Source organism: Amycolatopsis minnesotensis (genome assembly GCF_039529815.1).
Classification (GTDB): domain Bacteria; phylum Actinomycetota; class Actinomycetes; order Mycobacteriales; family Pseudonocardiaceae; genus Amycolatopsis; species Amycolatopsis minnesotensis.
This window is the reverse complement of record NZ_BAAANN010000001.1, coordinates 1-16,895: the sequence shown is the minus strand read 5'-3', so window position 1 is coordinate 16,895 and position 16,895 is coordinate 1. Positions and strand designations below refer to the sequence as shown.

15 protein-coding genes are annotated in these 16,895 nt (G+C 68.8%); 7 read left to right on the top strand and 8 right to left on the bottom strand.

Going from position 1 to position 16,895, the window contains the following annotated elements; genetic code table 11:
- Nucleotides 1-11: 11 nt before the first annotated feature.
- The 6 genes from dmpG to ABD256_RS00050 all read right to left on the bottom strand — a co-directional run bounded on the left by dmpG (nt 12) and on the right by ABD256_RS00050 (nt 6,761).
- Nucleotides 12-1,019, bottom strand: a complete 1,008-nt coding sequence (gene dmpG / locus ABD256_RS00075; protein WP_344411920.1) for a 4-hydroxy-2-oxovalerate aldolase — start codon at nt 1,017-1,019, stop codon at nt 12-14.
- Complete coding sequence (locus tag ABD256_RS00070; protein WP_344411918.1) at nt 1,016-1,876, bottom strand: acetylating acetaldehyde dehydrogenase; 861 nt, start codon at nt 1,874-1,876, stop codon at nt 1,016-1,018. The genes dmpG and ABD256_RS00070 overlap by 4 nt, the downstream gene beginning before the upstream one ends.
- On the bottom strand, nt 1,873-2,676 hold the full coding sequence (locus ABD256_RS00065) for a 2-keto-4-pentenoate hydratase (protein ID WP_344411916.1): 804 nt from the start codon (nt 2,674-2,676) through the stop codon (nt 1,873-1,875). The genes ABD256_RS00070 and ABD256_RS00065 overlap by 4 nt, the downstream gene beginning before the upstream one ends.
- Nucleotides 2,673-3,653, bottom strand: coding sequence for a class I SAM-dependent methyltransferase (locus tag ABD256_RS00060; protein ID WP_344411914.1), 981 nt, complete (start codon nt 3,651-3,653; stop codon nt 2,673-2,675). Before ABD256_RS00060 ends, ABD256_RS00065 begins: the two co-directional genes overlap by 4 nt.
- A gap of 502 nt (nt 3,654-4,155) precedes the next feature.
- The gene (locus ABD256_RS00055; RefSeq protein ID WP_344411912.1) at nt 4,156-4,368 is read right to left on the bottom strand and encodes an MbtH family protein; all 213 of its coding nucleotides are present in this window, start codon (nt 4,366-4,368) and stop codon (nt 4,156-4,158) included.
- Between the two features lie 125 nt (nt 4,369-4,493).
- On the bottom strand, nt 4,494-6,761 hold the full coding sequence (locus tag ABD256_RS00050; protein ID WP_344411911.1) for an ATP-binding protein: 2,268 nt from the start codon (nt 6,759-6,761) through the stop codon (nt 4,494-4,496).
- 947 nt (nt 6,762-7,708) lie between these two features.
- Here ABD256_RS00050 and ABD256_RS00045 point away from each other — a divergent pair.
- The 6 genes from ABD256_RS00045 to ABD256_RS00020 all read left to right on the top strand — a co-directional run bounded on the left by ABD256_RS00045 (nt 7,709) and on the right by ABD256_RS00020 (nt 15,076).
- Nucleotides 7,709-8,911: a pyridoxal phosphate-dependent aminotransferase gene (locus ABD256_RS00045; protein WP_344411909.1), complete on the top strand. Its 1,203-nt coding sequence runs from the start codon at nt 7,709-7,711 to the stop codon at nt 8,909-8,911.
- A 58-nt stretch (nt 8,912-8,969) separates the two neighbouring features.
- Nucleotides 8,970-9,986, top strand: coding sequence for an SAM-dependent methyltransferase (locus ABD256_RS00040; protein WP_344411907.1), 1,017 nt, complete (start codon nt 8,970-8,972; stop codon nt 9,984-9,986).
- 271 nt (nt 9,987-10,257) lie between these two features.
- Nucleotides 10,258-11,796, top strand: coding sequence for a tryptophan halogenase family protein (locus tag ABD256_RS00035; RefSeq protein WP_344411905.1), 1,539 nt, complete (start codon nt 10,258-10,260; stop codon nt 11,794-11,796).
- 20 nt (nt 11,797-11,816) lie between these two features.
- Nucleotides 11,817-12,425 (top strand): flavin reductase family protein, encoded by a 609-nt coding sequence (locus ABD256_RS00030; protein ID WP_344411903.1) that lies wholly within the window; start codon nt 11,817-11,819, stop codon nt 12,423-12,425.
- Nucleotides 12,422-13,804 carry a cation:proton antiporter gene (locus ABD256_RS00025; RefSeq protein ID WP_344411901.1) on the top strand — a complete coding sequence of 461 codons (1,383 nt, stop codon included), beginning with the start codon at nt 12,422-12,424 and terminating at the stop codon, nt 13,802-13,804. The genes ABD256_RS00030 and ABD256_RS00025 overlap by 4 nt, the downstream gene beginning before the upstream one ends.
- Nucleotides 13,805-14,155: 351 nt before the next feature.
- Nucleotides 14,156-15,076, top strand: a complete 921-nt coding sequence (locus ABD256_RS00020) for an LmbU family transcriptional regulator (RefSeq protein WP_344411899.1) — start codon at nt 14,156-14,158, stop codon at nt 15,074-15,076.
- Nucleotides 15,077-15,721: 645 nt separating this feature from the next.
- On the opposite strand, the gene ABD256_RS00015 is transcribed toward ABD256_RS00020, so the two are convergent.
- Nucleotides 15,722-15,853 (bottom strand): hypothetical protein, encoded by a 132-nt coding sequence (locus tag ABD256_RS00015; RefSeq protein ID WP_344411897.1) that lies wholly within the window; start codon nt 15,851-15,853, stop codon nt 15,722-15,724.
- Nucleotides 15,854-16,188: 335 nt separating this feature from the next.
- Between ABD256_RS00015 and ABD256_RS00010 the strand changes: the two genes are divergently transcribed.
- Nucleotides 16,189-16,392, top strand: a complete 204-nt coding sequence (locus ABD256_RS00010) for a hypothetical protein (protein WP_344411895.1) — start codon at nt 16,189-16,191, stop codon at nt 16,390-16,392.
- 94 nt (nt 16,393-16,486) lie between these two features.
- On the opposite strand, the gene ABD256_RS00005 is transcribed toward ABD256_RS00010, so the two are convergent.
- A complete protein-coding gene (locus ABD256_RS00005; RefSeq protein ID WP_344411893.1) occupies nt 16,487-16,687 on the bottom strand; it encodes a hypothetical protein in 201 nt (66 codons plus the stop codon).
- Between the last annotated feature and the right edge of the window lie 208 nt (nt 16,688-16,895).

Sequence of the window (16,895 nt, the reverse complement as noted above, 5' to 3'; positions counted from 1 at the left end):
CGAACTCCTTTTCAGCTGGTCGCGCCGCGGCCCGCCAGGGCCAGCGCCACGTCGACGATGAGGTCCTCCTGGCCGGCGACCGCTTGGCGGCGGCCCAGCTCGAAGAAGACGTCGCGGGGGTCGACGCCCTCGCGACGCGCGACGTCGAGGACCCTGGCCTTGAAACCGGAGAACACCCCGGCCAGGCCGCTGACCACGCCGACCGAGTCGATCGTGGGCGGTGCGGGCATGAGCACCCGGCCTGCGACGTCCGCCGCGTCCAGCAGGCCGTACAGGTCGATGCCCGTCGGGTGGCCGAGCCGCTCCAGCACCGGGACCAGGACCTCGAGCTGCGTATTGCCCGCGCCGGCCCCGAAACCGCGGGCACAGGCGTCGATGATGGTCGCCCCGGCCCGCACTGCCGCGACGGAGTTCGCGATCGCCATGCCCAGGTTGTTGTGGCCGTGGAACAGGACCGGCACACCCGCCGCCTCGCGGATGGCGGTGATCCGCTCGGTCACGTCCTCCGGCAGGTAATGCCCGGCCGAGTCCATGATCCCGACCGCCCCAGCGCCGTAGGAGACCAGTTTCGCCGCCTCGTGCGCCAGCCGGGCCGGGTCCGCCATGTGGCTCATCATCAGCACGCCCTGCGCCTCGACGCCCTGCTCGCGCAGCCAGCCCAGGTGCCGCTCCGTGATGTCCGCCTCGGTGCAGTGCGCGCCGATCCGCACGATGTCCGCGCCCTTGGCCACGGCCATCCGCAGGTCCGCGGTCGTGCCCCAGCCCGGCAGCAGGAACGCCGCCATCTTGCTGTTCGGCAGCGCCGCCCGGACCGTCTCCAGCATCTCCTCGTCGGAGAGCTTCGCCGGGCCGGCCTGCAGTGAGGAGGCCCCGAGTCCGTTGCCGTGCCCCACTTCCACGACGGGGATCCGGGCCGTGTCGGCCGCTTGCGCGTACTCCCGCAGCTGTTCCGCGTCGAGCTGGTGGCGTACGGCGTGGTGGCCGTCGCGCAGCGTCGGGTCGTAGATGACGACGGTCATGCCTGCCCCGCATAGAGTTCGGCCACGCGCACGGCGGCGGAGTTGATGATCTCGAGATTCCCGGCGTAGGCCGGTATGCGCCCGCCCGTCGCGCTCACCTCGACGGCGACGAACGCCTCCTCGGCACCGACCACGCACGCGGCGACGCGGTAGCCGGGCACGTAGGTCCGCATCCGCTGCTCGGTGGCGAGAACGGCTTCGCGCACAAGAGACTCGTCCAGTGCCGCGCCGACCAGCGTCACCGCCACCCGGAACGTCGCGGGCGGGCGGGCCGGGCTGATGTTGAGCATCGCCTTGACCTGTTTCACCCCGGCGAACCGGGTGACCGCCTCCTGCGTGGTGGCGACGTACTCGTCCAGGTTCAGCCGGGTCGAGCGGCCCACCCCCGGGCTGGCCGCCGTCGTCACGATCTCGATGTATTCGGCGTCGTTCACCTGGGTTAGCGCGTTCAGCAGCGGCACCACGGCCTGGCCCCCGCAGCTGATCATGCTCAAGTCCGGGTGCTCCAGCGCGTCGGCGTCGTTCACCCCCGGCACGACCATGTGCCCGACGTTGCTCGGCGTCAGGTCGACGAGCAGCGTGCCCGTGCCGCCCAGCAGGTCGGCGTGCTCCGCGTGCGCGGTAGCGTCCGTCGCGTCGAACACGATCCGCGGCGGCTCGTCGTGCTCCAGCAGCGCCCGGATCCCGCCGCCGGTCGTGGCGACGCCAAGGTCCGCAGCTTTCCGCAGCCCGGCCGCGTCGGCATCGCGGGCCACCACCAGTGCGCAATCCAGCAGCGGCGAGCGGTGCACCAGATCCGCCAGGCCCACGCCGATCAGGCCGGCGCCGAGCACCGCCGCGCGCATCGGAGGGGTCACGGCTTGCCCTCCCCTGCCGCGACGTCCAGGCGCACTGTGCCGAGCCGGTCGAACTCCGCGACGAAGCTGTCGCCGGGCGCGAGCGGCACGGCCGCGTGCAGCGCCCCCGTCATGATCAGCTGGCCGGCCTCCAGGACGACGCCGTGTTCCCCGAGAGTGTTCGCCAGCCAGGCGACCACCGCCAGTGGATCGCCCAGCGCCGCCGCGCCCGCGCCCGTGGCGACCAGCTCGTCGTTACGGGAGAAGGCCATGCCGAGCAGCCGGTAGTCGTCGTCCGGCTTGGCAGGCACCGCGTCCGCCAGCACGACCGCCCCGTTCGACGCCAGGTCCGCGACGGTGTCGGCGAGCAGGATCCGCCAGCCCGCGATGCGGGAGTCGACGATCTCCAGTCCGGCGATGACCTCGCCGACCGCCGCGCGTGCCTGCTCGACCGTGACCCCGGGGCCGCGCAGCGGGGTGGCCAGCCGGAACACGATCTCCGCCTCGACACGGGGCGCGATGAAGTCACCGAGGTCGATCCGCGCGCCGTCCGGGTGGACCGTCGACGCCAGCACCGGCCCGTAGTCCGGGGTGGTGACCCCGAGCATGGCCTGCATCGGCTTCGAGGTCAGGCCCGCCTTGTAGCCCACCACCCGGTCGCCGTCGGCGAGCAGCAGGGCGATCAGCTCACGCTGGATCTCGTAGCCTTCCCGCAGGCCCAGCTCCGGGTTCTCGTCGGTGAAGGGCGCGATCGCGGTACGGGTCGCCCTGGCGGTGTGCAGCGCCCTCGCCCGGGTCCGCGCGACGGTCTCCGCGCTCATCCGGCCGCCACCATCATGCGGGCGCCCGGCATGCCCAGCCGCGTCACGGTCACTTCCGCGAAACCCGCTCGGTGCAGCAGTGCGCGCCATTGCTCTTCCGACGGCAGCTCGACGTTCATCGATCCCGAGTGCAGATAGGAGAACAGGGCGCTGAACGCCCGCTCCGCGCCGCCGGCATAGGGCACCGCGTCAGTGATGATCACGCTGCCGCCCGGGGCGAGCGATTCCCGGCAGGACCGCAGCACTCCCTCGGCGACCTCCGGCTGGGCCAGCGTGTCGTGGATGACGAAACCGGCATGCACGAGGTCGGCGTCCCGCACCGGCGAAGCATCCTCGAGGAGCGACTCGATCGGCCGGTGCACCACGTCGAGCCGGTCGCCCACCCCCGCCCTCCCGGCCGCCGCAGTGACCTCCGCGCAGGCACCGGCGCTCAGGTCCAGCGCGACGCCGGTGCTGTCCGGCAGCTCGGTCAGCAGCCTGATCAGCAGCGCGCCCGCGCCAGCGCCCAGGTCCACCACCCGCTGCGGTTTGCGGCTCAGAATCTCGTCCGCCACCCCGGGGTAGAAGCCGTACGATCCGATCCACCTCGACGACACCGCCACCTTGCGCCCATCGCGGGGGTGATTCCCGGCGCTCGCGGGCTCACGCAGGATCTCCGCGGCGTGGTCGAGGTAGGGCCGGTTGGCCGTCATCGACCACGAGACGTAGCCGGCCCGGTAGCGGCGGCCCGCCATGTCCGCGCCAGGCACGAACTCCCGTGGATGCGAGCCCGGCTCCAGCAGTCCCGCGGCCAGGAGCGCGCCGGTGAAGGCCGCGGCTCCCGTTCCGCTCACCCGGCCGTGCTCCGCCACCTCGTCGAGGGTGAACGGCCGTCCGCCGTCCAGCAGCCCGGAGAGACCGATCGCCTCGGCCATCTCGAAGAACGCCGCGTAGGCGGCCAAGTCGGCAGCTGATTCCCGGTCATCGATCAGGTTCATGCCCTACTCCCGCGTCCACGCGCATTCCGGTCTTGATCATCGTGAGTGAGCGGGCCGCCCCGTCACGACCGCAATTCCCGCCGTTACGGCACCGCGAGCGGATTGGGCGGTGCGATGCCTCGCGGTGAAATGGTTGCGGGAACGCGCACCGGCCTGCAGGTGGTCGGGCCTCAGCCTCGCGCTGTCACGCGGCGGGAAATCTGGTCGGTGATCCGATTTTCCGGCCGCGCGGTTGGTCCGGCCGCTGGGGCGAAGGCCGTGATCGCGTCGACGAGGTCCGAGGTGCGGGCGGATCCGCCCCGGTAGTGCGGAAAAACCAGGGCCGGTCCGGTCCCCTGCCGGTGGTCATAAGCGGGCGGTAGCGGCTGCCGCGGCGTGTTCATCGCGACGCCGGACGCTACGCACGGACATGGCAGGCGACGGGTGGCCGTCGCGCGAGGGCTGCACTTGGCTCCAAGCGGCAGATCGCCCAGCGCGTCCACTTGTCCACCGATGCGAAAACTCAGCCCCGCTGCTCCATGGCCAGCACGAGGCCGTGGGGGCGCATGTCGGTCCAGCTACGCTCGATGTGGGCCAGGCACGCGTCGCGGCGGTCCGGGCCAAAGGCAGTGATCCAGCCTGCGGGCACCGGACTGAACGTGGGCCACAACGAGTACTGGCCCTCGTCGTTGACCAGTGCCACGAACTCGCCGTCAGGGTCGTCGAAGGGGTTCATGCCGTCGCTCCTTCGCGCTCGTTCGTCACGCTGACGTTAGTGGGTGCGGCCCGCGCCGCCACCGGCATTCACCACAGTTACGGTCCCCTCGTCGAACTGCCCGCCGCGAGCGCGGGGCTCTCGAGTCAGACCGCCACCGACTTCGTTTCGGCCTCTTTGTCGTCGGCACGCTTGCGTCGCTCGGCGGTCCATGCGGCGATGTGGGCCCGGGTGTTGAGTCCCAGTGCCGTACGGATGTTGCGGACGTGTGTCTCGACGGTGCGAACCGAAACGTACAGACGAGCCGCGATCTGCCGGTTGGTCAGCCCATGGGAGACCAGAACGGCTACCTTCCATTCCCGCTCGCTCAGTGTCTCCTCGGCTAGCTCTCTCGTCGACGCCGCCGGCTGAGTGCCCAACGCGTAGTGGACCGCCTGCTGCGGGGTCAGCGCCCGGCCGAACGACCAGGCCGCATCCGATCGCGTCGGGGACAGCGCCTGGTGCGCCCTGGCAGTCGCGGTCTTGACCCGCTCGCGCCACAAGTGGCCTGCTGGCCAGCTGTCCGCACTACTGATCGACTCCGCGGCCGCCAACATCCGCAGACCGCGCTCGTAGCGCCGCCCGTGCACCGCGGCGACCGCCAAACCCTCCAACGCCAACGCCTTGTGGTGCGGGTGTTCCGATTCCCGCAACAGGTGCGTGAAGTACTCCTCGGCGCACTGTCCGTCACCCGTCTCCAGCACCGACGTCCCGGCCGCGTGCAGCAACGCGCGGAACGGGCCGGACAGATGGTTCCAGCTCGACGAAAGGCTCAGTGCGTCCCGGAGTGACCGCTCGCTCTGTTCCGTGTCCTCGTCCTCGCACAGCGCCGATCGCGCGGCCAGCGTGTAGAGGCACAAGGCCGTCAGGGCGGTGTCGTCGGCCTCCCGGCTGGCGTGCAGGCAGCGCCGTAGCTCGGTGAGCGCGGGCCGGCCGGCCCGCGTCAACCCGATCAGCGTGCGCAGGGCCCGCATTCGGTCGTGATGGTCGTTTCCGCTGTCCGCCAGGACCATCGTGGCCAGTCGCTCAGCGTCGTCGTGCTGGCCACGCCACGCGGCGAGGGCGGCCTCGGTAGCCAGTCCGACCGATCGGTACCCGGAGCCGTCGCTGACCAGGCCGAGCACACGGGGCAGTCGCCACGAGCCATGAAGCGGGCAGTCCTTGAGCATTCCCAGCACGTCCGCGGCCGCGGCCAGCAGCAGTTGGCGCTCGTCGGCACTGCCGTGCAACCGGTCCAGTTCAAACGCCAGGGTCTCCTCCTCCAGCGTCAGGCGAACGATCGCAGGCAAGGTCAGGATGCCCGTCTCCGGGAACTCGCCGGTGGCACTGATCAGCCAGTGCAGGAGCAGTTCGTGGACGCGGTCCTCCTCACCTCTGGTCAGCAGGTGCTCGCGACCGTAGTACCGGACGGATTCCAGCATGTGGAAGCGGGCACCCGCACGGTCCTTCGGCGCGGTGACGATCAGCGACTTGGACTCGAGCGCGACCAGCAGGTACGGTACTTGGCCGATCGGGATGCCCTGGCCCTCGGCGACCGCCGTGGCGATATCCGTGCCGAATCCGCCGGGTAGCGCGGCCAGGGCACGGAACAGTGCCTGTTCACCGGCTGTCAGCAGGTGGTAGCTCCAGTCCAGTGCGCTGCGCAGGCTGTGCTGCCTTGGCTCCGCCGTCCGCCAGCCACCGGCCAGCAGATCCAGCCGGTCGTCCATGCGACGTTCGATCTCGGCCACCGGGAACGCGCGGACCAGTCCGGCGGCCATTTCGATGGCCAGCGGCAAACCGTCCAGCCGCGTGCACACGGAACCGACCTGGGCGGCGTTCTCTTCGGTGAGTTGGAATTCCGGCAGCAACGCCCGAGCGCGATCGACGAACAGGCGCACCGCGGGCAGCCGGATCAGGTCCGTGACCGACGAGTCCTCCCCCAGTTCCAGGGGAACCAGGCCCCGCAACAGAAAGACCGCCTCACCGGGCAGGCGCAACGGCTCGCGGCTGGTGGCCAGCACTCTCACCTGCGGGTACTCGGCCAGTATTCCGACCAGAGCGGCACTGCAGTCACCCAGCACGTGTTCACAATTGTCCAGCACGACCAGGCGATAGTGACCCGCGGCGTGCTGGTTCGCGATCGAGCCGCGCTGCCCGGCTTCTCGTAACGCCGCCATGATCCGCTGCCGGACCTGCTCGCCGCCGAGCACCGAAGCCAGTTCGACCGGTACGACCTCGCATCGGCCGCCGCGCTGTTCCCGCATGGCCAGTTCACCGGCGAGTCGTGTCTTGCCGACTCCCGCCGGGCCGGTCAACGTGACCAGGCGGGACTCGCGGACGAGGCGGGTGACCTCGACCAGCTCCTCGACCCTGCCCACGAAGCTGCTGTTCATCTGTGTCTGCAAGCTGATCGACACCGAGCCCCGGAGGCTCGTCGTCTTCATCCGGCTCCGATAGGCGCGTTGGCGACAGGCGTTGGAGCAGTACAGCCCGCCCGGCTTACCCGAGTCCGCCTCATGGCGCATCGAGGCACCGCAGGCCGCGCAGTTTTTGACCTCGGACGCCCCCATTCGACGCCCCCCGAGGCTCTGTCCATAAGGCAACGGATTCCTGCCCGATTCTCCCGATGTCCCGGCGGGGACGTCGGATAATTACGTTCACGGCGAGCTTGTGGGTCCATTCCCACCGCGCTGGATGGCGGAGGCCGGATTGCACGGCCGTCTTACCGGATTTGCACCAAACTGGGTTATGGGCGTATCGAAGATCAGCGGACTCCGCCAGCGCAGCACCCCGGTGCCGGGTGAATATATAGCATGCCCGCATGATCAGATCGTGCAGTCGCACCGGAAATGCGGCGACCCGGGAGATGTTCTCCGCACCATGACGACGTAATCAAAATGGTGATACGAGGCGCCGGCGGCCGGTGCGCCCGCGGGTTCGAGATCGTCGAGAGTGTCCTCTCGTGCGGCGTCTGCCAACTCGCGTTCGCTGCCCGAGGACCTCCTGCATCGCCACCAGGAGCACGGGGACTGCCGTCATCTCCGAAGCGCCGCGGCGGAAGACGATCCTCGGCACCACCTCGCGATTCGGGCGCTACCGGACGAGTTCGATGGTGCCCTCACGTCGGGCGGCGGCTGTCCCGCCAGCGGGACAGCCGCCGCCAACCACGTTTTGTCCTTGGCCCGCAGATCTGGTTTGCTTGGCCAAATTCCGAATCACCGGTTTCGCCCGGCGCAACGCGCAGGAATTGCTGCTCGACAACCGCACCGAGGACATCCTGAATGCGGATTCGGGAGCATGGGGCGCCTTGGGCTCCGGAAAGCATCATGGAGGCATACGGATGAACAGGCTCGGTGATGATTTTTCCGGCCGCATTCGGGGGGCGTACGCTGATCGCGTCCGGCAGCTACCGGAAGGCGGCCTCATAGCGCTCCTTCGCGACGGCCACGCACGCGGCTCATTGGACCTGGCCACCGGCACTCCCGCCGCTCCCCTGCCCGCGGACGAGGCGATCGAGGCGGCCTGCGCCGCCCTGCGCGCCGGCGTGAACCAGTACGAGAACCCGTCCGGAAACTCCCTGCTCCGGGCGAGGATCGCGGATTCGCTGCGGCCGGTCGCCGACCCGGACACCGAGATCACCGTGACGGTGGGAGCGACCGAGGCGATGCTGGTGGCCCTGCTGTCCACTGTGGATCCGGGCGACGAGGTCATCGTGCCGGAGCCGTACTACGACAACTTCCTCGGCGCCATCGCGCTCACCGGCGCCCGGCCCCGATTCGTCCGGTTGCACGCACCGGAATGGCGTTTCGACCCGGCTGAGCTCGCCGCCGCCTTCGGCCCGCGGACCAGGGCGATGATCCTGAACACCCCGCACAACCCCACCGGCCGCGTCTTCGGCCACGCGGAACTGGACCAGCTCGCCGAACTTTGCACCCGGTGGAACGTCACCCTGGTCAGCGACGAGGTGTACTCGGCCTACACCTTCGACGGCAGGCGGCACCTCTCCGTCGCCGAGGTGCCCGGGCTCGCCGACCGAAGCATCGTGGTCGGCAGCCTCTCCAAGAGCCACGCGCTCAGCGGCTGGCGGATCGGCTTCCTGCGCGCCGCGGCCGCGCACACCAGCGTCCTCCGGCAGGTACACATCTCGACCACTGGCGGCACCGCGGCGCCGCTTCAGCGGGCGGTGCTCGAGTCGGGCATCCTCGCCGAGGGCGCGTGGCGGCCTGCGCCCCAGTTGCAGCGATTGCGGGACAGGGTGCTCGAAACGTTCACCGGTGTCGGGCTCGCCTGCGGCAGGCCGGAGGGCGGCTGCTACCTGATGGCCGATATCCGGCCGGTCACCAGCGGCGACTGCGACTCCTACGTGAAGCTCCTGCTCGACCACGCCGGGGTGCTGATCGCGCCCGGCACACTGCTCTACCACGACCGGCCGGCGGGTGAGCACTTCGTGCGGATCGCCTTCAACAAGGCCGCCGAGATCGTCGAGGACGCCGCGCGGCGCATCGAGCGCAGCCGGACCGCACTGTGCGCGACGACCGGGTGAAACCCGCCGTCCGCAACCGAAGTCAGCACCACGACGACCGAGATACGGAGGCCCTGACGTGAGCACCCACACCGGCACCGGCAATGGCAATGGCAGGCACGGCGACTCAGCCGCCGACATCTTCAACTCCGCCGTGGCGGCCACCGCGATCGGTGCGGCCTGGGAACTCGGTGGCCTCGAACAACTCCACCAGCGAGGTGTGCTGGACATCGAGGGCTTCGCCACGGGCAACGACCTCGACCCGGCCGCGACGACGGCGATGTTCCGCGCACTGGCCTCGGTGGGCGTGGTCGTCCGCGAATCGGGAAAGGTCCTGCCCGGCCCCGGTTTCGACGACGCATACCGGTCGAAAGCGCTCTTCTACTGGCTCTGCCAGGGCTCATGGGAGCTGTTCGCCAGGATGCCCGCCCTGCTGCGCAACGAGAACCGGACAGGCGAGTTCCACCAGCGGGACCAGCAGGCGATCAGCCGTGCCAGCCGCGAAGCCAACACCGAGTTCTTCGACCCGCTCTTCTGGCGCGCCATGGCAGGAGCGGGCAGTTCCTTCACCACCGTCGCGGACCTCGGCTCCGGCAGCGGCGAGCGACTGATCAAGGTCGTCCAGGAGTATCCCGGTGTCCGCGGACTCGGCCTGGACATCTCGGCGGAGACTATCGAAATGTCCACCGCCGAAGTGGCGCGCCGAGGACTTGCCGAGTCCATCTCGTTCCTGCGCGCCGACGTCCGCGAACTCCTGCCACGCCCCGAGTTCGCCGAGGTCGAACTGCTCACCTGCTTCATGATGGGACACGACCTGTGGCCGAAGGACGACGCCGTCCGGTCACTGCGCCGCCTGCGCGAACTTTTTCCCAGTGTCAAGCGGTTCCTGCTCGGTGATACCGTTCGCATCGTGGACGTGCCCGATGACGGCATACCGGTGTTCACCCTCGGCTTCGAGACCGGGCACGCGCTCATGGGCGTGTACCTGCCGACCGCTGGCGAATGGGACGAAGTCTTCGACCAGAGCGGCTGGAACCGCGTCAACACGCACAGGAACGACGCACTCGCCGGGACCGTCGTCTTCGAACTGGTGTAACCACCCGCCGTCAAAAGCACGGCAATTCCACCCGTTGACAACATTTATCCACGCTGACTACAATTTGCGCTTCATTCGATTTGCTCTTTCGGCAGTCTTTCCGGTGCGATGATTTACGCGGCCCCGATCATCGCACCGGCCGAGGAAACATGGCCAAGGAGCAGACCTTCCGGTTTCGGAAGGCAAATGGATCCTGTACGTCCCCGAAGTGCGGATCGCGTGAACCAGCCCGCTCCAGGGTGCTCGAAAAGGACTGCTAAGGAGTTCAGGAATGATCCGGTCTGTGGTTATTGTCGGCGGCGGTACCGCGGGGTGGATGACCGCCAGCTACCTGAAGGCGGCGTTCGCCGATCGGGTTGACGTGACGCTGGTGGAATCGGCCCAGGTCAAGCGGATCGGTGTCGGCGAGGCCACGTTCAGCACGTTGCGGCACTTCTTCGACTACCTCGGCTTGGACGAGGCCGACTGGCTGCCGAAGTGCGCCGGTGGTTACAAGCTCGGCATCCGGTTCGAGAACTGGAGCAGGCAGGGCGAGCACTTCTACCACCCGTTCGAAAGGCTGCGGACGGTACAGGGTTTCTCGCTGGCCGACTGGTGGCTGGCGCTGGGCGACCGGAGCAAGCCGTTCGACCGTTCGTGCTTCATCACCTCGGCGCTCTGCGAGGCCAAGCGCGCGCCGCGGCTGATGGACGGGTCGCTGTTCGTCGCCGGTCTCGACGGCGATCTCGCCAAGTCCACATTGGATGAACAGCGCGCACAGTTCCCGTATGCATACCACTTCGACGCCGACGAGGTCGCCCGCTATCTCGCCGGGTATGCCACCCGGCTGGGCGCCAAGCACGTCGTCGACGACGTCAAGGAGGTCGGGCAGGACTCGCGGGGGTGGATCAGCCACGTGCGGACCGGCTCCCACGGGGACATCGCCGGTGAGCTGTTCATCGACTGCACCGGCTTCCGCGGCCTGCTGATCAACAAGACGCTTGGCGCGAAGTTCCGATCCTTCCAGGACGTGCTGCCCAACAACCGCGCGGTCGCGCTGCGGGTGCCGAGGGAGGAGGCCACCGACATGGCCCCCTACACCACGGCCACCGCGATGAGCGCGGGCTGGCGGTGGACCATTCCGCTGTTCCGCCGTAACGGCAACGGCTACGTCTACTCCGACGAGTTCATCACCCCGGAAGAAGCCGAGCAGGAACTGCGCGCCGCGGTCGCCCCCGGCAAGGACGAGCTCGAGGCCAACCACATCCACATGCGCATCGGGCGCAACGAAGAGTCGTGGGTGCGCAACTGCGTGGCGATCGGACTCTCCAGCGCGTTCGTAGAGCCGCTCGAGTCCACCGGGATCTTCTTCATCCAGCACGCCATCGAGCAGCTGGTCAAGCACTTCCCCGACCAGCGGTGGGACCCGCGGCAGGTCGGCGCCTACAACGCCCGCGTCGCGCACGCGGTCGACGGTGTGAAGGAGTTCCTCGTCCTGCATTACAAGGCAGCGCAGCGCGAAGACACGCCTTACTGGAAGGAAGCGAAACTGCGCGCGATGCCGGAAGGCCTGCGCGAGCGGATGGCCATCGCCGAGACCCGCCTGCTCGACGAAGAGACCGTCTACCCCCGTTACCACGGTTTCGAGAGCTACTCGTGGAACACGATGAACCTCGGCCTCGGCCATCTTCCCCGCACCCCGCAACCGGCCCTCGAGCACATCGACGCCGGGCTGGCGCGAGCCGAGTTCGCCCGGCTGCGGGCCGAAGCGACGGAGATGGTCGCCACGCTGCCCAGCTGTTACGAGTACCTCGCCAGCGTCAACGACTGAGCGGACTGGTGAAGCGGCCCGTGACCGAAGGGGGAACCATGGGGGTCGGCGCGAGCCACCCGGAAAACGGGACGACGGAGCCGGGCGCGGAAGGCGGCGGCGCCGCGGCCTTCCGGGAGTTCATGGGCACGTACTACACCGGTGTCACCGTGGTCACCTCGATCGACGGCGACGGCAGACCGCACGGGCTCACCTGCAACTCGCTGACCAGCGTCACCCTCGTCCCGCCCACGCTGTTGATCTGCCTCGGCCACCGCAGCGGAACGCTCACCGCGGTCAGGGACAGCGGCGGGTTCGCGGTGAACCTTCTGCACACCGGAGGGCTGCGCACCGCGGAGCTCTTCGCCTCGGCGCGGGCCGACCGCTTCGACCACGTCGGCTGGCTGTCCTCGGCCGGCACCGGCCTGCCCTGGCTCACCGAAGACGCCTGCGCCATCGCCGAATGCCGGGTGGCCGACACCGTGTCCTGCGGCGACCACACCGTCGTGTTCGGCCGCGTCACCCGCGTCCAGGCCGGCTGGGGAAACCCGTTGCTGTACGGGATGCGTGAGTTCTCCGGCCCGGCGGACCACGGCACCGGGCTCCACGGCGGACCGGCTCCGGGCATCCCGGCGCCGCACCCGGCATGACGGCGGAGGCGGGCACCCCGGCGAGGCGGGCCACGCCCGCTCGCCGGCGTACCTGGTTGCGGATCGGCGCTGGTCTGGTCATTCTGGCCGCCGCCGTGATCCTGCCGGCATCAGCGCTGTTCCACGCCGACGGAGGCCGTGAGCCCGTCGACCTCACCACCAGGTTCCTGCTCGCCGTAGCGGTGATCCTGGTGGTCAGCCACCTGTTCGGCGAGGTGCTGCGCAAGCTGCGGCAGCCGCCCGTGCTCGGCGAGATCCTCGGTGGCCTCGTGCTGGGTCCCTCGGTACTCGGCCTGGTGTGGCCGGAGGCGGCAGCCTGGCTGTTCCCCGCGGGGGTCGTCGAGAACCTGGACAAGGCCGCGCAGCTCGGTCTCGTCGTCTTCATGTTCCTGCTCGGCTGCGAACTGCGCACCGACCGCATCCCGAGCCGGGGCGCGGTCGGTGCGGTCGTCCTCAGCGGCATGGGACTGCCCTTCGCCGCCGGTGTCGGCATCGCACTCGCCGCCACACCGGCGCTGGCAGGCGACGGTGCCACGACGGCGATGTACGCCTTGTTCTTCGGGCTCGCGCTCGCCATCACGGCGTTGCCGGTGCTGGCCAGGATCCTGCTCGACCTCGGCCAGGACCGCACCGATGTCGGCGCCCTCTCGGTCTCGTCCGCGGCGATCGGGGACGGCCTCGCCTGGCTGGTGCTCACCTTCATCCTCGCCAGCACCGGCGAGGGTGACGGGCGTGGCCTCGAAGTCGCCGCGCTCGCGGTGGCACTGGTGCTGGTCACCTATCTCTGCGTCCGCCCCGCACTCGCCGTGCTGGTCCGGCGGATGCACTCCGAGCAGCTGCTGACCGTCGTGCTCGTCGCCGGCGCGATCGCGTTCTCCGCGCTCACCACGACCATCCACCTGCACCCGGTGATCGGCGCCTTCCTCTTCGGCACCGCGGTGCCACGCGATTCCCCGACCGTCGACCGCATCAGCCACCGGCTGCAGGGCTTCACCCTGTTGATCCTGCTCCCGCTCTTCTTCGCCGGGGTCGGGCTCCAGACCTCGATCGGCCTGCTCGGCGGCACTGCGGGTCACTGGCTGCTCTTCGCCGGCGTCCTGCTGGCGGCCCAGCTCACCAAGCTGGCCGGGGCGGGCGGCGGCGCGCTGCTCGCCGGCCTTCCCCGCGGACAGGCGCTCCAGGTCGGCGTGCTGATGAACTGCCGGGGCGTGACCGAGCTCGTCATCGCCACCATCGGGCTCCGCCACGGCCTGATCAGCCCGCTCGGCTTCACGATGCTCGTCCTCGTCGCCGTCATCACCTCCGCCGTCACCGGTGTGGCGATGCGGTACCTGATCCGCCGCGCGCCGCGCCACCCGACCGCGAGCACGGGAGGGTAGGCAAGACGCGCTTCCTGTTCGGAGAACCTCCGGACGGTGGTCCAGACCTGCGTGCCGCCGGTGTGGGCATGGTGGTCCTCGCCAGGCGAAGCGACTCGGCGGATTGGCCGCGACACGGGTCGTAACGGCTTCGCTGAATACTCGTGGCGCGCCGGTCACGAGCGGAATTCCTGCGCTGGAGACCTCCCCTTCCGGCGCAGGAATTCCGGCATTAGCGGGAATCCGCACCCCCATTTAACCCAAGATTGAAAAGGATGTGGCCGCGCGATCCGCGCCGGACGACTCCGGATCCGGCGGCCGTGCCCCAAGTGATCCGCAATCGGTCGACGTCAGCGGACACCGACCAAAACTGTGCACCGACACGCCAATGGCGTCCATGTTTCGCGCGCCTTGTCACGTTCCGTCCGCCCTGGCAGTATCGTCAACCGCCTGGGGAGGTTCGAACGGGTGGCATTTCCCGTGACATGCACGCAGGGTTACCGGGGAGGTAGAGTGCATAGATCCAGGAATCACTACGAGCCTAATTCCACTAATATCGGCCATTTGGGGGATTTTCCGGTCAATCACAGACCACACTCCGATAGCACAGGCGCTCCCGTCGCCAATGGCGCCCGTCACCCGGTGCACGGCGCGACGGCGGAGCCGCCGAACAGGTCGGCGTTGACCAGGCGCACGAGTCTCCAACTCCCGCCGAGCATGTCGCTGGACGAATGGCGACGGGTCGGGCGGGAGATCTTCGTCATCTCGGACTCGTCTGCGTGGTGGCTGGGCGACTGGCTCATCTACGGCCAGTCCGAGTACCCGAACCGCTACAAGCGCGCGATCATGGAGACCCAGCTCGACTACCAGACGCTGCGGAACTACGCGTGGGTGGCCAGGAGGTACCCGGCCACGCGGCGACGGGCGGCGCTGAGCTTCCAGCACCACGCCGAGCTCACCAGCCTGCCCGAGCACCAGCAGGACGAGTGGCTCGACCGCGCCGAGAAGTTCGGCTGGTCAAGGAACGAACTGAGGAACCGGGTCAGGGCCGGTCGCAACTCCCTCCAGAAGACCGAGGACGTCACCGTGCGCAAGATACTGGTGAACTTCCCGACGGATAAGCAGGAACGCTGGCTGAAGGCGGCCAAGAACGCCGAACAGGATCTGCTCACCTGGATCGTCAGCAGCCTGGACGACGCGGCGGCGGCGGCAACGCTCGGCATCCCGGAACCCGGGGCCCCGCCCTCGTCGGAGGTCGGCACGGACGACCGGCAACCGTCCCTCGAAGGGTGACGCGGCCGACGGCGCTCTTTTCGTTATCTGGCGCCGCGACATGTGGTCGCGGCAAACCTCACCGCGCATCGCCGCAGGGCGGAACCACTACCGAGAACGGTTTCACCAGTTCGGGCGGGACCGCACGTCGCTGAAAGATCGGCTTGCGTGCGGTCCAGCCGATGACGCCGTGGCGAGGACGACAACCGAGATCCACGTACCGTGCGGGAATCTCCCGGCAGGCAGGACACCGAGCAGACCAGGCGCACTGACGGTCGACACCGTGCACCCCGTCGTGCGGAGTGCCCTGCGGCGACGAGCCGCGACCGGATGTGGCACCAGCAGCCACTCGTGCGGCGAGTTCGCGCGGGGTCGAAGGCGCAGGGTACGGCTCCACCAGCTTCACCTCTCGCAACCTGCGTTCTTCGACGCGGTCGACGGGTGGTGACGAGGCCACGCCGCACTCGCGGTGCGGCCGCCACCGCGGCCGCTGCTCCACCCGGGCATGCCGTCGCGGCCTCCCGGCCCAGCAACTCCGCACGCAGTCACATTACATCCACTTTGGACAGTGCGTCGAGTTTGACCCGGCCGGCGCGGGTCCGGCCTCGGCCACGGAGGTTCGCCGGAACGGTCGCCGTCCTCTCCTGCTACGGAATCAGTTGCCATTCAGTAGTCGGGCACGGCCTCCGCGGGCTCGTCCGCCCCCTTCCGCACAACGGTATCGGCGGCGAGGGCGAGCCATCTCAGGTCAGCGAGCCCGCGACATCCGGAGACCAGTACGCCCTTCTCGCCAGGCATCGTCGATGCCCTAGCGGCCCGGACCAAAGACTGGTACTCCGAAAGGAGTGTATCCGTCGAGCCGGGCGGCCAACACCCGGAGGAGATATCAGAAGCCTGTGCCGTGAACGAAGTTGTCCCAGGATGAGCACGGAGAACGGAGAGTGCACGATGGTTTTGTGGCGAATCGACAACAACTGTTTCGCCGCACCCCGGGGTGAGTGGGTACGTTCGGTGCCGCTGCCACCAGCGTGAATAATTCCCCGCGTTGCCCCCTGTGCGGTTCGGCAGAAGCCGAGCGGAACAAGACTACTCTTTCGAGATGTCGAACCAGATTTCCCCGAAGGGAGCTCAGCATGGCCGACCGCCCCCGATTCTTCTACGCCACTTTCGTGGACCCGATGCTGACGGAGGCCGCGGCCATCGGCATCCCGGCGACCGAGATCATCGCCTACATCATCGAGTCGGCTGGCGCCGACGAGGAAACGGCACCAGCTCGGCCGATCGGCGGGCCACCTTCGACTTACCGCCGTGCCCGGCCGAGCGACAATCTACTTTAGGCCGGGCGCTTCCCCCTGTCACCCGATTCATCATCGCGCCTGCCCCACTTAGGTGCCGTCGACTTCGTCTCCAGGCTGCCCATAGCTGCCCGGGTCACCACGAAAGCGGTTCGTCCTCTTCGGACCGGATATCCTGTGGCCTGGCGTTGATCAGGAACACCACGGCGATCGCGGCGGCTAGGCCGAGCACATCGTCCAGGCGGCGGCGACCGGGTTGCCGCAGGTGGTCGCCACCTGCACCGAAACGCCAGGCCCGTGCTCGGCGACAGGGGCAGCCCACCTCGATCCCGAGCATGATCTCCGCGCGCGGACGCTGATCCGGTCGGCTATCCGCCCGCCGATCAGCAGGCTCAGGTCGGGATCTCGCCTGCTCACCAACTCGAATCGGTACGCAGTTCTCTCACTAAGAGCGTGTCTCGTATGGATGTTGTGGCTGATGATGCATGATCGTTGCCATGGCTGATGCGTTGTCCCGGCGGCTGGTGCCGGATGAGTTGTGGGCT

Excerpts from the sequence above, each read along its gene's own strand:
- ABD256_RS00025 (WP_344411901.1), top strand. The coding sequence starts at position 12,422 with ATGACGGCGGAGGCGGGCACCCCGGCGAGGCGGGCCACGCCCGCTCGC.
- ABD256_RS00045 (WP_344411909.1), top strand. The coding sequence starts at position 7,709 with ATGAACAGGCTCGGTGATGATTTTTCCGGCCGCATTCGGGGGGCGTAC.
- ABD256_RS00035 (WP_344411905.1), top strand. The coding sequence starts at position 10,258 with ATGATCCGGTCTGTGGTTATTGTCGGCGGCGGTACCGCGGGGTGGATG.
- ABD256_RS00060 (WP_344411914.1), bottom strand. The coding sequence starts at position 3,653 with ATGAACCTGATCGATGACCGGGAATCAGCTGCCGACTTGGCCGCCTAC.
- ABD256_RS00010 (WP_344411895.1), top strand. The coding sequence starts at position 16,189 with ATGGCCGACCGCCCCCGATTCTTCTACGCCACTTTCGTGGACCCGATG.
- ABD256_RS00065 (WP_344411916.1), bottom strand. The coding sequence starts at position 2,676 with ATGAGCGCGGAGACCGTCGCGCGGACCCGGGCGAGGGCGCTGCACACC.
- ABD256_RS00015 (WP_344411897.1), bottom strand. The coding sequence starts at position 15,853 with ATGCCTGGCGAGAAGGGCGTACTGGTCTCCGGATGTCGCGGGCTCGCT.
- dmpG (WP_344411920.1), bottom strand. The coding sequence starts at position 1,019 with ATGACCGTCGTCATCTACGACCCGACGCTGCGCGACGGCCACCACGCC.
- ABD256_RS00005 (WP_344411893.1), bottom strand. The coding sequence starts at position 16,687 with ATGCTCGGGATCGAGGTGGGCTGCCCCTGTCGCCGAGCACGGGCCTGG.
- ABD256_RS00055 (WP_344411912.1), bottom strand. The coding sequence starts at position 4,368 with ATGAACCCCTTCGACGACCCTGACGGCGAGTTCGTGGCACTGGTCAAC.
- ABD256_RS00050 (WP_344411911.1), bottom strand. The coding sequence starts at position 6,761 with ATGAACAGCAGCTTCGTGGGCAGGGTCGAGGAGCTGGTCGAGGTCACC.